Consider the following 16,453-nt stretch of genomic DNA (forward strand, 5'->3'; position numbering starts at 1 on the left):
CCCTTAAAAAAGCTGACCTTAAAATTCGATGCCATCAATCTTAGCAACGGTCATGATGTCTTTGTCGCCACGCCCAGAAAGGTTGACCACGATATGTTGGTCCGGACGCATGGTAGGTGCCAATACCTTGGCATGGGCCAGCGCATGCGCCGACTCAAGAGCGGGCATAATGCCTTCCATATGCGTCAACTCACGAAACGCTTCCAGCACTTCGTTGTCGTTAGCCACCACATATTTAACACGGCCAACATCCTTCCACAGGGCGTGCTCCGGGCCTACGCCCGGGTAATCCAGGCCAGCTGAAATAGAGTGAGTGTCTGACACCTGACCAGCTTCATCGGACATTAAATAGGTGCGGTTACCGTGCAGCACACCGCGCGGGGCGTTGGACGCCAGCGGTGCCGCGTGGCGGCCCGTTTCAACCCCATCGCCACCGGCTTCTACGCCGTACATAGCAACGTCATCATCTTCAACGAACGGATAGAACAGCCCCAGGGCATTCGAGCCGCCCCCAACACAGGCAATCAGCGCATCTGGCAAACGGCCGATCTGCTCCAACGACTGGCGACGCGCTTCACGGCCCACGACCGCGTTAAAATCACGTACGAGCAGCGGATAAGGGTGTGGGCCAGCCACGGTACCGATGATATAGAAAGTGTTATCAACGTTGGTGACCCAGTCACGCAGCGCTTCGTTCATGGCATCTTTAAGCGTACGCGTACCGGACTCTACCGGAATCACCCGTGCGCCCAGTAAGCGCATACGATAGACGTTTAGTTTCTGGCGTTGGACGTCTTCCGCCCCCATATAAATATCGCATTCAAGGCCAAGGCGAGCAGCAACAGTGGCCGAGGCAACGCCATGCTGACCCGCCCCCGTTTCAGCAATAATGCGTGGCTTACCGGTTTTCTTTGCCAGTAGCGCCTGGCCGATGGTGTTGTTGACCTTATGAGCGCCGGTGTGATTCAGGTCTTCCCGCTTCAACCAAATCTGTGCGCCACCAAGGCTTTCCGACCAGCGTTTGGCATGATAAAGCGGCGACGGGCGCCCCACATAGTGGGCAAGATCATAGTCAAACTCAGCTTGGAAGTCGGGGTCATCACGTAAGCTGAAATATGTTTTTTCCAGCTCTTCCAAAGCAAAGCTGAGGGTTTCTGACACAAACCGACCGCCGTAGGGGCCAAAATGACCACGGGCATCCGGCATTCGGGTCAGGTCACTGAACTTTGTTTTCAGCACAGTGTTAGAAACGGTTTCAGAAGCGGTCACAGAGACACCTCACAAGATCGCCAGAACAGGCAACCAATAAATGAATCAACTTAACAACGTAGCTCGATAAAATACCCATAGGCAACATACATGAACTGCGTCTATCTAAACGTGCGCAAAGAGCGCTAACAGGCGTCGGCTAATGCCACATGACGAACGAAAGACGCCATCTTATCGGCATCTTTACAGCCGTGGGAGGCTTCAATACCACCGGAGACATCCACTGCATAAGGCGCTACTTGGCGCACAGCGTCAGCGATATTATCAGCACTCAACCCACCGGCGAGGATAACAGGTTTTGCTAGATTTGCGGGGATTCTCGACCAATCAAAGGTCTCCCCTGTGCCCCCCGGCACTCCGGGCCGGTAAGCATCTAACAGCAGCGCCTGAGCTCCATGATAGCGTTCAGCTTCATACGCTAAATCTATTTCATCGCGCATGCGTAGCGCTTTCATCCAGGGCAGCGAAAAGCGCTGGCAGGCGTCAGGCGTTTCGCTGCCATGAAACTGGAGCATATCTAAATAGGGCAGACAGCGCTCAATCAGCTCATCATCCTGATCTACAAACAGCCCTACGCGGGTCACAAATGCCGGCACGCGCGCTGAAAGCACCGCCAGTTGTTCGACATCCACACTACGGGCACTGTTCGGCCACATCACAAAGCCTAAGGCATCCACCCCTAGCGCCACGGCACGATCAATATCCTCGCCGCGGGTAAAACCACAGAATTTAATGCGTGTTCGGGTTCGGGGCATATCACTCATGAAGACGCCTCCTGTTCAGGACTATTGGCCCGGTTGCTTAATGACCGGTTTCGACGATAGGCAACCCGTGGCGTATCGGGAAGCTCACGCTCACCTGTCCACTCGCCGGTAAATGCGAGTAATTGCGGCCCTAAAGGCTCCTTAGGCAAATCAAAGCGCTCATCGTATACCGAATCAACAAAATGCAGCCCGCAGGCGGGCGCCGTGACATCGCCTTTGCGACGGTTTTGAAGCGCTAAAAGTTCACCAATATAGGCTTCTTTTTGAGCACCGCGGCCAACGCTCACCAGCGCACCGGCAATATTGCGGATCATATGGTGCAGGAACGCATTTCCTTGAATATCAATCATGACTAGCTGGCCGTAGCGCTTTACGTCGACAAAGTGCATATGCCGCCAGGGGGTTTTTGATTGACAGCCAGCGGCACGGAAGCTCGAAAAATCGTGCTCCCCTACCAGCGCCTGAGCGGCTCGATGCATGGCATCGGCGTCTAACGGATCTCGGCACCAGGTCACATTGGCGCGCTCCAGTACGGGGCGGCTAATCTGGTTCAGCAAGACGTATCGGTAGCGGCGCCCCAGGGCGCACAGGCGTGAATGAAAGTCGTCGCCCACTGGTTTCACCCAGCGCACGGCTATGTCGCGAGGTAACTGGGTGTTGGCACCAAAAATCCAGGCTTTTTCGGAGCGCCCTACTGGCGGATCAAAATGGACAATTTGCCGAGTGGCGTGCACCCCAGAATCGGTGCGCCCACTGGCGTGCACCCTAATAGGTTCATTGGCCACCTTGGCCAGCGCTGCCTCTAGCGAAGCCTGAACAGATGCGGCGTGCTTAAGGCGCTGAAAGCCACAGTAATGGGTACCGTCGTACTCGATACCCATTGCCAAACGACCCGTAAGCGGAATTTTCTCATCGAAGTGATAGAACAGCGTCATCAAGCCACATCATTTTGAAGATTTTGAAGGTTCGCTATTATCCAGGCCTCGCGGCTTGAATGCTACCTCTTCAATTTCCCACTCCTCTTCAATCGGCCGACGAGGTTGTTTCGCAGGCGAAACAGGTTCGGCGTCAGGCTGACTGGCGAACTCTACCGTAGGCTGCATTGGGGTTTCGGTACGCAGGGCTTCTTGGCTACTTGGCGTGTTCATTAAAGTGGGCGGGTGGTAATCGATGAAGCGGTGCTCGGCATCCTCAGACCCTTTGGGGGCGCGTTCGGTTGGCTGTACATGATCAACAGGTGCCGCTGGCTCAGCCGATTTTAAGTCAGCACTGAGAGAAGCCAGCAACAAACGCATGGGCGCTGGGCTTAGTGGCGGCGCTAATGACAAGTGATCAGAACCGTTATCGGGGGCAACATGCAGACCTAAGCGACGCTGACGCCCCTGCTCAGCCAACCCGGATGCCTGGCTTTTTTCATAACTATTCTCATAGCTATTTTCATAATTTGTTTCATAACTGTTTTCATAGCGAAGCGTGTCATCTTGCTCGGGCGTTTGCGCTTGCTCATCAATTAACCACTGATCGGAGTTCGCCGTTGACGCTGCGCTGGTGTAAGAAATCTCGGGTTCGTCTTCGATGGCGACCTGTGGCTCGCTTTGTTGATGTGGCTCTTCCACGTCGTCATCATTCGCCTGGATTGGGTACGCAATAGGAACAGCCTCAGACATCGGCGCTGTCTTAGAGGCCGCTTTAGGTGCAGCACCAGGCGTGACTGTTGGCTTTGCTACTGGCTCAGCAAGCGGGACATCTTCCCAGGTCTCTTCACGTCGCTTGCGCAGCCACACCAACACTCCCAGAAGCAGCGCGATGGCAGCTAACGCGAGCGGCCACTGATAACGCTCAACCAAGGCAGCCACTCCCGGGCTGCCCATCTCGTCCATGCTGGCAATGTGTGGTTCTGGTGACTGCTCTTGAGCAGCCAACGCATCGCTCAACGCCTGAGTTAGCGAGGCCACTTCGCTACGCAGCGCATTAAGCTCGGCACGCATTAACGCGCGCTCTTCCATTACCTGCTGAAGCGTCGCTTGGCTTAGCCGCAGCTGCTCGGTTAATTCTGCCCGCGTCAACGCCTCGGGCTCGTCGGCAGCCTCTTCCAGCGCAGTTGGGTCGTTTACTGCGGGCTCGCTTGCTTCTCGCTCATTTGTTTCAGCGCCACCCGCGGCAAGCGCGCTGTCGGGCCCAGTTGCACCAGTAGCCTCAAGGGTTTGGGTCACGGCTATAGCGAGGTTTGAAACTGTATCTGCTTCAACGTCAGGTATCGGCACTGCCTCCAATGAGCCGTTGCGGCGAGCGCGCCAGGCTTCATTCATCGCTTTGATAGCAGCGTCAGCATCAAGATGGGAGCGCGCCAAAATTCGCTCAGCATCAGGGACACTCAGCGTTTGGCCTGCACGCATATCATTTATATTGCCGCTAGGAAAGACGTCTGGATTGGCTTCCAGTAGCGCCACCATCATCTGCTGAACGCTGGCTTGAGGGGGTTTAACGCGCTCTGCGACGCCCCATAGCGTATCGCCGCTACCGACATACGCGCTGCTGCCATCTCCACGTTCGCTTACCACGGGTGGCGCCGCTGATCTGGCTTCAGCCACCGGAGGAGTCGCTGCGTTACTCGGTGTTGGCGCAGCGTTGGGAGCAGCGCTTTGCGCCTGCCCTTGTTGGGAATAGCCCTGGGGATCAAACAGCAAGGTGATGTCACGAAATTGCTGGCCGCCCGGAAACTCAACCGCCAGCAGCAGGTCAAGCCAAGGCTCCTGCATCGTTTGACCGGAGCTTAAACGCACTTGTCGTTGCCCTTGCTGCTCTACAATCTGGGCACGAACACTTGCGGCTAGAGGCGTCCATTCAAGGCCCGCCGCGGCAAAATCTGCCGGTTCGGCAACGCTGACTCGGATATCGTCAAGGGTGTAGTCACTGCTTTCCAGCAATGGAATGGAAGCATTTAGAGGCGCATTCAGATACGAGCCGACACTCGCCTGCCCCAGCCCAACGGCTAGTGCAAAAGGACTCACTGCACTCAATGAGAGCCATGTAATCCATGTCAGTGTCTTTTTCATGAATGATCCCTGATCGCCTACTTACTTTTTTACCATGGATGCAAGCTTATTGTATTACGTCTTTTTTATCATAACTTAACGAAATAAAGCCGTATTTCCCACTACCGTAATTATTAGCAGCGCAAAAAAACGGGAAGCTGCAAACAGCTTCCCGTTTTCGACTAGCGTATAACAGCGAATAATTACTGTTCGCGCAGAATCTTCAACATACGCTTAAGGGGCTCTGCTGCGCCCCACAGCAGCTGGTCACCGACGCTGAATGCGGAGAGGTATTCACCCCCCATTTGCAGCTTACGCAGGCGGCCAACCGGCACCTGTAGCGTACCAGTGGCAACGGCAGGTGTTAGGCCAGCAATGGTCGCATCCTTATCGTTCGGGATCAGCTTGACCCATTCGTTGTGCTTGGCAATGCGATCTTCGATCTCATCCAACGGCACATCGTGCTTCAGCTTGATGGTGAATGCCTGGCTGTGCGAGCGCATTGCGCCGATACGAACACAAAGGCCATCAATGGGGATCGGATTGTTGCCGAGCCCAAGAATTTTATTGGTCTCAACACTGGCCTTCCACTCTTCACGACTCTGACCGCTTTCCAGCTTGCTATCGATCCACGGTAGCAGGCTACCTGCCAATGGTGCGGCGAAGTTATCGATCGGGAAATCGCCACCGCGCATTGCGGCGGTTACCTTGCGATCAATATCCAGAATCGCACTGGAGGTGTCCTTCAGCTCTTCACCAACACTGTCGTGTAACTGCCCCATTTGGTTGAGCAGCTCGCGCATGTGCTTAGCGCCTGAACCAGAAGCCGCCTGATAGGTCATGGAGGTCATCCATTCAACCATATCGGCTTCAAACAAACCGCCCAAGCCCATCAACATCAGGCTTACAGTACAGTTCCCGCCAACAAATGTTTTGGCGCCTTTGGCTAGCTGGTCATCAATAACCTTGCGGTTAACCGGATCCAGCACGATCGTCGCTTCATCTTCCATACGCAGGGTGCTAGCGGCATCAATCCAGTAGCCTTTCCAGCCTGCACTGCGCAGGTCTTTGTAGACCGGCTTGGTGTAGTCACCACCCTGGCAGGTGACGATAACATCCAGCGCTTTGAGAGCTTCAATATCGAAGGCATCTTTAAGCGGAGGCACATCTACACCGATATCGGGGCCGGGCTGGCCAACCTGGGAGGTGGTGAAGAACACCGGCTCAATGCCGTTAAAATCACCATCGTCCAGCATGCGCTGCATAAGTACAGAGCCCACCATACCTCGCCATCCCACGAAACCGACTTTCAACATATGAAGTCCTCCTGCAAAAAATGAGTCTCTATATTATACACACTTCTTTACGCTGATTTTGAAACCAGGAGATAGGTTAAGGGCTACCCCTGCGACAGTCCTAGGAGGGGGCGCTGTGAACCCATCCCTGGGCGCTACATTTGCCATCCTTGGCAAATGACCCCCTCTACGGCCTGCCCCAGGCGCCCTTAACGCAGTCACACTGCCATTACTTTACTGCTTGGCAAACGCCGCCAATACCGCATCACCCATAGCGTCTGTGCCAATGGTTTGCATACCTTCTGACGCGATATCCGCCGTGCGCAGGCCGTCATCCAGCACGCTGCCGACGGCGGCTTCAATACGCTCCGCCAGGGCATTTTCATTCAGTGAGTAGCGCAACATCATGGCGACGGAGAGCATCATCGCTAAGGGATTAGCTACATTCTGACCAGCGATATCCGGCGCGCTGCCGTGGCAAGGCTCATACATGCCCTGCCCACTTTCGTTGAGCGATGCGGAAGGCAGCATGCCGATAGAACCGGTGAGCATAGCGGCGGCATCAGAGAGAATATCGCCAAACATATTACCGGTGACCACCACGTCAAATTGCTTCGGTGCACGTACTAGCTGCATAGCGGCGTTATCCACATACATGTGGGTAAGCTCTACGTCCGGATACTCCGGCGCCAAACGCTCCATCACTTCCCGCCATAGAATGGTGACTTCCAGCACGTTAGCTTTATCGACAGAACAAAGCTTCTTGCCACGCTTCTGAGCCATTTCAAACGCAACGCGACCAATGCGTTCAATTTCGCTTTCAGAATAAATATAGGTGTTAAAACCTACGCGCTCGCCATTACGGACTTCAATGCCACGAGGTTGGCCGAAGTAGATCCCGCCTGTCAGCTCGCGAACGATCATAATATCCAGCCCGGCGACCAACTCAGGCTTGAGGCTGGAGGCGCTGGCGAGCTGCGGATAAAGCATGGCTGGGCGCAAATTACCGAATAAACCCAGGTTTTTACGCAGGCCCAACAGCCCTTTTTCAGGACGCTTGGAAAGATCTTCGATTTTATCCCACTTGGGGCCACCCACCGCACCCAGCAAAATAGCGCTGGCCGCTTTGGCTTTTTCCAGAGTTTCCGCGGGCAGCGGCTCACCGTGGACATCGTAGGCAGAGCCACCCACTAAGCCCTCTTCCACTTCAATATCCAAACCCGCTTCTTGGCAAGCTTCTAACAAGCGTGCCGCCTGGGCCGCAATCTCGGGGCCAATACCGTCGCCCGGTAACAATAAAACCTTATGAGTCATGCTGAATCCTTAGCACTTACAACTAAATAACTTAGGGTCAACGGCAGGCCTCTGCGAGGGCGCTGTAAACCCATCCCTAGGCGCTACTTTCGCCATCCTTGGCGAAAGACCCTCGCGTCGACCTGCCCTTGCCCACGCATTGCGAGATCTCAAAAATACTTACGCAGACTGCCGGAATAACCACGGGCGCGCGGCTTTATGTTTCTGCTCAAAGGCGCGAATGGCGTCTTCGTCTTTTAGCGTCAAGCCAATATCGTCCAACCCTTCCAACAAGCAGTGTTTGCGGAACTCATCCACTTCAAACTCTAAAATCTCGCCGCTGGGGGTAATGACGCGCTGATGCTCCAGGTCGACATCCAACTGGTAGCCTTCATTGGCGTCCACTTCGGCAAACAGGCGATCTACTACGTCTTCTGGGAAAGTGATTAGCAGAATGCCGTTCTTGAACGAGTTGTTGTAGAAAATATCGGCAAAGCTAGGCGCAATCACCACTTTGAAACCAAAATCTTCCAGCGCCCAAGGCGCGTGCTCACGAGAGCTGCCGCAGCCAAAATTGCGCCGCGCCAGCAATACTTCAGCACCTTTAAAACGCGGCTGATTCAAGACGAAATCTGGGTTCAGCGGGCGCTGCGAGCAGTCCTGACCCGGCTGGCCTTCATCCAAATAGCGCAGTTCGTCAAACAGATTAACGCCGAAGCCGGTACGCTTGATCGACTTCAAAAACTGCTTGGGGATAATCAAATCGGTGTCGACATTGGCACGATCAAGAGGCGCTACTACACCTTCCAAACGTTCAAATTTTTTCATGGCTTAGGCCTCCTGAGCGTGAGTGGCGTCGTTGGCGGGTAAGCTGCGAACATCAACAAAGTGACCGGCGATCGCCGCTGCCGCTGCCATGGCCGGGCTGACCAAGTGCGTACGGCCACCGTAGCCCTGACGACCTTCAAAGTTGCGGTTAGAAGTAGAGGCACAGTGTTCACCGGCCCCCAGCTTATCCGCGTTCATGGCCAAACACATGGAGCAGCCTGGCTCACGCCACTCAAAACCAGCCTCAATGAAGATTTTATCCAACCCTTCGGCTTCTGCTTGGCGCTTCACCAAGCCAGAACCCGGCACCACCATGGCGAGCTTGATGGAGTCAGCCACCTTTTTGCCCTTGGCGACTTTGGCGGCTTCACGCAAATCTTCGATACGCGAGTTTGTGCAGGAGCCGATAAAGATTTTATCCAACTTGATATCGGTGATTTTCTGGTTGGCGTGAAGGCCCATATATTCCAGTGCGCGAGTGTGGCTGCGCTGCACAGTTTCATCCAGTGCAGCTAGCGGGTCGGGCACTTGACCCGAAATACCGGTGACCATTTCAGGGCTAGTCCCCCAACTCACCTGTGGTTCGATCTCATCAGCCTGCAAAGTAACCACTTTATCGAACTGCGCATCGTCGTCGGAGACAAGATTGCGCCAGTCTGCCACGGCAGCTTCCCACTGCTCTGCGGTAGGCGCAAAGGGGCGCTTGCCCAGGTAATCAATGGTGGTCTCGTCGACTGCAATCAACCCCACCCGAGCGCCCGCTTCGATGGCCATGTTGCAAACGGTCATGCGTCCTTCCATCGAAAGCGAAGCAATTGCACTGCCGGCAAACTCAATGGCGTAGCCGGTACCACCAGCGGTACCAATCTGGCCGATAATCGCCAGCACGACGTCTTTTGCGGTAACGCCAAGGCCAAGCTCACCGTCCACACGTACCTGCATGTTCTTCATTTTTTGCGCCAGCAAGCACTGGGTTGCCATTACGTGCTCGACTTCCGAGGTACCGATACCGTGGGCCAACGCACCAAAGGCACCGTGGGTAGCCGTGTGGGAGTCGCCGCACACCACGGTCATACCCGGCAGCGTTGCACCCTGCTCGGGGCCGACTACGTGGACAATGCCCTGACGCGGGTCGTTGATTTTAAACTCTTCAATGCCGTACTCAAGGCAGTTGTCGTCCAGGGTCTGTACCTGAATCAGCGATACCGGATCTTTGATACCGCTGTTGCCTTCAGCGCGCTCTTTAATCGTAGTGGGCACGTTATGGTCTGGTGTTGCCAAGTTGGCATCCAGGCGCCACGGCTTACGGTTTGCCAGGCGAAGTCCTTCAAACGCCTGGGGCGAAGTCACTTCATGAAGCAATTGGCGATCAATGTAGATTAACGCGGTGCCGTCATCGCGCTGTTTCACCAAGTGCTGATTCCAAAGTTTGTCGTAAAGCGTTTGGCCTGACATGTGGCTCTCCCGGGCGATGCCCATTTCTTGCTAGTTAGTTGTGCTGGCGTCTTCGCACCAGTAATGCAGCGAGTGTTACGCGGCTCGCGCATAAAAGCAATTCATGTTATTCATACTTTAGATTCCAATATGGAATACGTTAAGGATAAGTAAATGGATACCCAAAGCTTACAAGCTTTTGTGGCGGTGGCCGATACGCAAAGTTTCTCACGCGCAGCCGAGCAGCTTCACCTTACTCAGCCCGCCGTTAGCAAACGTATCGCCACTCTGGAGTCCCAGGTGGGCACAAGGCTATTTGACCGAATTGGTCGACGCATCGCCTTAACCGAGGCGGGTAGCGTGCTACTGCCACAAGCACAGCGCATACTTTTTAGCGTTGAGGATAGCCGGCGGGCGCTCGCCAATCTCTCCGGCCAGGTAGGCGGCAAGCTCACCCTGGCCACCAGCCACCATATTGGCCTACACCGCTTACCGCCACTATTAAAGCAGTACACCCAACGCCACCCAGAAGTAGAGCTCGATCTTCATTTTTTGGATTCAGAGCAGGCTTACCAAGGCGTACTGGATGGCACACTGGAAATGGCGGTGGTAACACTGGCGCCCCACCCTCACGAGCAGCTGCAGGTTATTGAACTGTGGCGTGATCGGCTCTGTTTTACCTGTGCTATTGACCATCCACTCGCCTCTCATGCCAAACCCCAAGCTCACACTCACATTCACACTCACCAAGAAGCGTTATCGCTTTCCGCGCTGTGTCATTTTAATTGTGTGATGCCAGGGGCCAAAACGTTTACCGGTTCGTTGATTGCGCAGCGCTTCACTAAAGCAGGGTTAAAACTGCCGGTCAGTATGACAACCAACTATTTAGAAACACTCAAGATGATGTGCAGCGTTGGCTTAGGCTGGAGCCTGCTGCCGGAAAAGATGGTCGATAGTGAGCTAGTAGAGCTTAACGTCGATACTGCCCCTATCCATCGCCCGCTGGGGTATTTAGTACATACCAATCGAACGCTCTCCAATGCAGCGCTCCGGATGATTGAGCAGCTAGAGGCAGCACGGGAGAACAAAGAGGCTCAATAAAAGTGCCTTATTCATCAAATGTTACTGCCTCAACCAAGATTATTGCTCGTCGTACTGCGCAAATGCTTCTTTACCGGTTAGCTGCTTGGTTTTTTCCGCCAAAGAGTAGTAAGCAGGTTTTTGCTCTATAAATATCTGCTCGGTTATTTTCCACGCATCAGTGCTATCCAGAAGGCCAACGGGAAGCGCGTAGTGCCCATTCTGCTTTAACCGATAAAACAAGTGCGTACCACACTGCCGACAAAAACCACGCTCAGCCCAATCTGATGAACTGAACGTTGCTATATGCTCTGCGCCTTTAAAATCCACATCCTCTGCAAAGTCAACGGCAAACATCGGGCCACCTCCCCACTTTCGACACATCGAGCAGTGACAAACGCCGACATGGTTGCTTTTGGTGGTAAGAGTGACGCTAACAGCGCCGCAGAGACAAGCTCCCTGATGAGAAATAGCCATTATCACAGCTCCCTCTAGATTTGTAACATTGTGTAAATAAAATAGAATTTTCTGATGAATAAGCTGTCGGAAAACTCATCAACACAAGATAGCCTAAAAGTGACTGGCACTATTTTAAGAACCAAAAAAATCTTTTAGAGAAAGATATCAACCTCTTTAATCACCCCCACAAGGGCCGATCTCATAGGGGTGTAATGGTTTTTCTCAGCTGTTTTCCTGATGATATCCCTCTTCAAGTTCACGTTTTATTCCAATATTTACTTAAAGATACTCCTATACACTAGAAATATACATTTGATTACAAATCTGTGGTCATTAGCTTTCTGGGTAGGAGTATCACCATGCAAAATCGTCCTAGCTCCCTACTGCCGATTTGCCTGCTCGCCTGCTTAACGTCGGGTGTAGCATATGGGCAAACGACGACCGATGCGCAACGCGAAGCATTCGTTATCCAAGCACGCCAGGGAGCTCTGGAAACATCAATCGACGGCTTAAAAACGCTTTATTACCAAACACGCGATATTCGTGTTCGTGAAGATTTGGTAGCACTACTGGTGCGAGCCGGGCGCCACCAGGAAGCACTCGCCGTTTGCGATTGGTGTCTAACAGAAAATTACAGCGATTCAGAACTCGCCAACCTAGCAGGGGCGGCACGCAGTGCAGGTGATTACGATCAGGCGCTGGAACTGTTTCGAGCGCTCACCTACCGTGACCCTTCCAACGCTCAGGGATGGCTAGGGCAGGCGTTAGTCCATACGGATATGGAAAATTATACCTTGGCGGATATCTCTCTACAGCAATACAACCAAGTAGCGGGTATAACGACGGCGGGCCTTGAGGCAAGGGGCTATTTAGCAGCAAGAACCGCCAATGCCACACAAGAACTGGATGCCCGCCAATCGTTGATAGCGGAAGACCCCAGTAACACGAGTGAACTAAATGCCCTTTATCGGCTGGCGGTAGGCTTGGGTGCTAGCTCTGCAGCACGCCGTATTATGGAAACGAACCCCGAGGTTTTCAGCGATAGTGACCGCCTATGGCTTACTTATTATGAAGGGGTAACCGATATACGCCTGGGTATTCACACTGACCAACCCTCAAGAACCCGCAGCGGCCTAGAACAGCTGAATATTGTTCTGAGCGCACCGGATGCCCCCCAGGAACTCATTACCATTGCCGAATACGACAAGGTAGTGGCTCTAGCTGAATTAAGGCGCTTCTCTGAAGCTGAAGCGCTGGCGGTGAGACTAGAGAATCAACACGGCCAGCTACCCAGCTACGTTGCTCGTGCCAGAGCCCATGCGCTTAATGGGATGGGCCGCCCAGAAGAGGCCATCACGCTTTATGAAAACCTGATTCGGCAATCTCCCAAGCAGGCCACAAACCCTGACGACCCGCTTAATGAAGGGTTGTTCTACAGCTATACCGACGCCCAGCGCTTTCGTGATGCGGATAAGTTGCTAGAACAGTGGCGTGCCAGTGAGCCCGAGCAACGCTTGGACTTCACTCAAACCGTTCGTATCGAAAACCCCAACTACCAGAAAGTATTACTGTTAGAAGTGCTACTTGATGCCTGGCGCGGCCGTGAAGCTGAGGCCAGCGAACGCCTTGCCGCGTATCAGGCTCAAGCGCCAGCTGACCCTTACTTATGGATCATCAAAGGCGATATCGAACGCTCCAGAGGCTGGCCACGAAAAGCCGAGGAGTCTTATCAGCAAGCGATGTCCTTATTGCCTCCTGATCAGCAAGAAGTCGCCGAACATGGTGTCTTGCTTTCGCGGTTACAGCGTGGCCAATGGAAAGGCACGACCAGCGAGATAGCAACAGAAATTGCAACCGCACGACCAAGCGCATCACGGGACGATATGGCCCGCGAGTGGCGAGAACAGCGTGCACCGCAACTAAGCTCCACCGTCGAGCGTAGCAAAGGCCAAGGTAGCGGCACGCAGGCATCTCGTGAGTGGCGCTATGAAGTACTTTTGGAAGGACCTCGTAATGACAACGGTTCCCGCCCTTTTGCTCAGCGCATTGGCCAGTATGGGGAGTTTGAAGATGAGGATCTTTATGCTTCTTACAACGTGGCGGGTTACGAATGGAACCTGCACCCCGCCACGGTAACGCTGGCGGCAGGCCATGGGTCTCAGCTTAACGAGGACTTCCTGGCGCTTGCCGAACTGCAGTACGCCCCAACGGATCACATCACCACGACGCTGGGTGTCGAAATCAACACCACTGATACACCGCTGCGGGCGCTGCGGGACGGTATCAATGCCGACCGCTACCGGGCTGAAGTGGCCTATCGAAAAGATGAGCGCGGCGCAGGTGCGCTCGGCGTCATGGCCACGGACTTTGAAGATAGCAACCTTCGGCAGTCTGTTTACGGTTACTGGAATCAAACGCTCTACCACCTGGACCGTTGGCAGGTTAATGGCGGGGTTCAAGCTTCTGCATCACGCAACGATGACGTTGAAGCCAGCTATTACAATCCAGAGCGCGATGCCAGTTTAGCAGGCGTCCTGTCAGTTAATTATGAGATCCCGATCGATTACCGGCAGTCCTTTATCCAAACCGTTTCCCTAGGTTCAGGCCGCTACTGGCAAGAAGACTTCGACAGCGAAAACACCTGGTCAATTGGTTACCAACATAGCTGGGAGTTAGCCCCCAACGTGAACTTTGAATACGGCATCGCCCGCGAAAGAGCCGTCTACGACGGCGTTCCTGAATACGACAACGTTATTTCAGCCGGTTTTGTATGGAGATTCCTATGACACTCTGGCGCGTCATTATGATGAGCGCGGTTCTGCTTGTTATCGTCAATATTCAGCAGGCTCAAGCCGCACGCTCAGCGGATGATTATGTGATGATCAGCTACCACGATGTCGTGGACTCCACGGTCACGCCCGATCTAGATATTTATTCACAGACGATTACACGTGGCCGACTAGTCGAACACTTCAACCTGATTGCCTTAGGCGGCTATCAACCAGTGAGTTTACAGCAGATCATCGATGCCAAAGCGGGCAGGCAACCCCTGCCTGAAAAAGCGGTACTGCTGACGTTCGATGACGGTTATCGCAGCTTTTACGATATTGTTTTCCCGCTGCTCAAGCTATACGACTTCCCTGCGGTGCAGGCAGTGGTAGGCAGTTGGCTGGATGTGCCAGCAGGCGGACAAGTGCCCTACGGCAAAATCAACCTCCCCCGCGAACGCTTTCTATCCTGGGAACAAGTTAAAACCCTAGATGAATCACCACTGGTAGAAATTGCCTCCCACACTTACAACCTTCACTACGGCGCTGTCGGTAACCCGATGGGCAATGAGCAAGCAGCTGCGGTGACTAGCATTTGGAACGCGGGCAATGGTTATGAAAGCGAAGCGGACTACATCGAACGCATACGCAATGATATGGCACGGACGCAGCAGCAATTCCAAGAAAAAATAGGCAAGGGTCCGCGCGTGATGGTATGGCCCTACGGCGCCTACAGTGAAGCGACGCTCAATATCGCCTCCGAATATGGCATGAAGTACACCTTCAGCCTACTCGGTGAGCCCAACCGGCTTAACGATTCCATGCGCAGCATGAACCGCTTCCTGATTGACCAGGAAACCACCCTGGAAACAATTGAGGAGATTCTTTCTAACCGCTTATGGGAGACAGAAGAGCAACGCATTGTGCACGTTGACTTGGATTACGTGTATGACCCGGACCCCATCCAGCAAGAACAAAATCTGGACCGATTAATTGAACGTATTTCACGTTACGGCGTCAGCACCGTTTACCTTCAGGCCTATTCTGACCCGGATGGCGACGGTGTGGCCGATGAACTCTACTTTCCCAACCGCCACTTACCGGTAAGAGCCGACCTTTTCAACCGGGTTGCTTGGCAGTTAAAGAAACGCGCCAATGTGAAGGTGTATGCATGGATGCCGGTACTATCGTTTGATCTGGGGGATGGTTATCAATACGTCACAGATGTAAGAACCGGTAATGAGTCTCCAGACCACTACCGCCGACTCTCGCCCTATGTGATCGAGAACCGCAACACCATTCGTGAGATCTACCTAGACCTTGGCCGCCTAACCAAGTTTGACGGTCTGCTATTCCACGATGATGCCTTCTTTACCGACTTTGAAGATGCCAACCCCGAGGCATTGGACGCCTATGAGCGGGCGTCGTTACCCCGCGATATTAACGCCATTCGTAACGACGAAAACTTGATGGCCACCTGGGCCCGCTTTAAGGGAGAACACCTGACCGACTTCACGCTAGAGCTGGAGAAAGCAGCTAACTACTATCGCCAGTCCGACAACAAGGTATTCACGACCTCTCGCAACCTGTATGCCGTCACGGTGATGGAGCCGCGCAGCAAGCGTTGGTTTGCCCAAGACATGCAGAATTTCGCCTCGGCTTACGACTTCGTTGCCGTGATGGCCATGCCCTATATGGAAAAAGCCGAGAACCCCAACCAGTGGCTGAGAAGCCTAGCCCAGCGTTCACTGGAACAGGTGAGCGCTGACCAACTGGTGTTCGAGCTACAAGCTCAAGATTGGAACACCCAAACCCCCATTCCCAGTGCAGAGATAGCCCAGTGGGTACGCATACTGCGCGAAGAAGGTATTAAAAACATTGGCTACTACCCGGATGATTTTCATCAAAACCATCCTGATATCAATGTGATGAGACCGGTATTTTCCATCGGACGTCGATTCAGGGCCATCCAATGAACATACTCGACCACCTAGCCATCTTTACCCTCGGCTATCCCAGCCTGATGGCAACCATATGGATATGCGGGGGCATCTACTTCTACGTTCATTGGGAGCGCAAGCAGCCCTGGCCCACCACCTTCACGTGGGATGAAAATGCCCCGAAAGTATCTGTGCTGTTGCCCTGCTATAACGAAGAGGCCAATGTGGATGAGACCATTTATCACCTCTTTAAACAGAATTACCCGTTCATGGAAGTTATTGCCGTTA

13 protein-coding genes are annotated in these 16,453 nt (G+C 53.6%); 4 read left to right on the forward strand and 9 right to left on the reverse strand.

The features are described 5' to 3' along the window. Positions 1 to 18 precede the first annotated feature (18 nt). The 8 genes from trpB to leuC form a co-directional block, all read right to left on the reverse strand. Positions 19 to 1,206 carry a tryptophan synthase subunit beta gene (trpB, locus tag CXF87_RS03240; protein ID WP_045812255.1) on the reverse strand — a complete coding sequence of 396 codons (1,188 nt, stop codon included), beginning with the start codon at positions 1,204 to 1,206 and terminating at the stop codon, positions 19 to 21. A gap of 188 nt (positions 1,207 to 1,394) precedes the next feature. Continuing rightward, positions 1,395 to 2,033 (reverse strand): phosphoribosylanthranilate isomerase, encoded by a 639-nt coding sequence (locus CXF87_RS03245; protein WP_101145449.1) that lies wholly within the window; start codon positions 2,031 to 2,033, stop codon positions 1,395 to 1,397. Next, a complete protein-coding gene (gene truA / locus CXF87_RS03250; RefSeq protein ID WP_101145450.1) occupies positions 2,030 to 2,968 on the reverse strand; it encodes a tRNA pseudouridine(38-40) synthase TruA in 939 nt (312 codons plus the stop codon). The genes CXF87_RS03245 and truA overlap by 4 nt, the downstream gene beginning before the upstream one ends. A 9-nt stretch (positions 2,969 to 2,977) precedes the next feature. Continuing rightward, positions 2,978 to 5,089, reverse strand: a complete 2,112-nt coding sequence (locus CXF87_RS03255) for a type IV pilus assembly protein FimV (RefSeq protein ID WP_101145451.1) — start codon at positions 5,087 to 5,089, stop codon at positions 2,978 to 2,980. A gap of 182 nt (positions 5,090 to 5,271) precedes the next feature. Next, positions 5,272 to 6,384, reverse strand: coding sequence for an aspartate-semialdehyde dehydrogenase (gene asd / locus CXF87_RS03260; protein ID WP_101145452.1), 1,113 nt, complete (start codon positions 6,382 to 6,384; stop codon positions 5,272 to 5,274). Positions 6,385 to 6,597: 213 nt separating this feature from the next. After that, a complete protein-coding gene (gene leuB / locus CXF87_RS03265) occupies positions 6,598 to 7,677 on the reverse strand; it encodes a 3-isopropylmalate dehydrogenase (RefSeq protein WP_101145453.1) in 1,080 nt (359 codons plus the stop codon). Positions 7,678 to 7,836: 159 nt separating this feature from the next. Further along, on the reverse strand, positions 7,837 to 8,484 hold the full coding sequence (leuD, locus tag CXF87_RS03270; protein WP_008956190.1) for a 3-isopropylmalate dehydratase small subunit: 648 nt from the start codon (positions 8,482 to 8,484) through the stop codon (positions 7,837 to 7,839). A 3-nt stretch (positions 8,485 to 8,487) separates the two neighbouring features. Then, positions 8,488 to 9,939, reverse strand: a complete 1,452-nt coding sequence (gene leuC, locus CXF87_RS03275) for a 3-isopropylmalate dehydratase large subunit (RefSeq protein WP_101145454.1) — start codon at positions 9,937 to 9,939, stop codon at positions 8,488 to 8,490. Positions 9,940 to 10,092: 153 nt separating this feature from the next. Here leuC and CXF87_RS03280 point away from each other — a divergent pair, with 153 nt between their 5' ends. Then, on the forward strand, positions 10,093 to 11,019 hold the full coding sequence (locus CXF87_RS03280; protein ID WP_101145455.1) for a LysR family transcriptional regulator: 927 nt from the start codon (positions 10,093 to 10,095) through the stop codon (positions 11,017 to 11,019). A 39-nt stretch (positions 11,020 to 11,058) separates the two neighbouring features. On the opposite strand, the gene CXF87_RS03285 is transcribed toward CXF87_RS03280, so the two are convergent. Next, positions 11,059 to 11,475, reverse strand: a complete 417-nt coding sequence (locus tag CXF87_RS03285; RefSeq protein WP_035586089.1) for a GFA family protein — start codon at positions 11,473 to 11,475, stop codon at positions 11,059 to 11,061. Between the two features lie 341 nt (positions 11,476 to 11,816). On the opposite strand from CXF87_RS03285, the gene pgaA reads away from it, so the two are divergent. From pgaA to CXF87_RS03300, 3 genes are all read left to right on the forward strand, one after another. Further along, the gene (pgaA, locus tag CXF87_RS03290; RefSeq protein ID WP_101145456.1) at positions 11,817 to 14,243 is read left to right on the forward strand and encodes a poly-beta-1,6 N-acetyl-D-glucosamine export porin PgaA; all 2,427 of its coding nucleotides are present in this window, start codon (positions 11,817 to 11,819) and stop codon (positions 14,241 to 14,243) included. Then, positions 14,240 to 16,201 carry a poly-beta-1,6-N-acetyl-D-glucosamine N-deacetylase PgaB gene (gene pgaB / locus CXF87_RS03295; protein ID WP_101145457.1) on the forward strand — a complete coding sequence of 654 codons (1,962 nt, stop codon included), beginning with the start codon at positions 14,240 to 14,242 and terminating at the stop codon, positions 16,199 to 16,201. The genes pgaA and pgaB overlap by 4 nt, the downstream gene beginning before the upstream one ends. Then, positions 16,198 to 16,453 (forward strand): glycosyltransferase (locus CXF87_RS03300; RefSeq protein ID WP_157826463.1); only part of this gene is annotated, 256 nt, incomplete at its 3' end. The genes pgaB and CXF87_RS03300, both read left to right, overlap by 4 nt.

The sequence above is a fragment of the Halomonas sp. MES3-P3E genome (assembly GCF_002836035.1).
GTDB lineage: Bacteria > Pseudomonadota > Gammaproteobacteria > Pseudomonadales > Halomonadaceae > Vreelandella > Vreelandella arctica.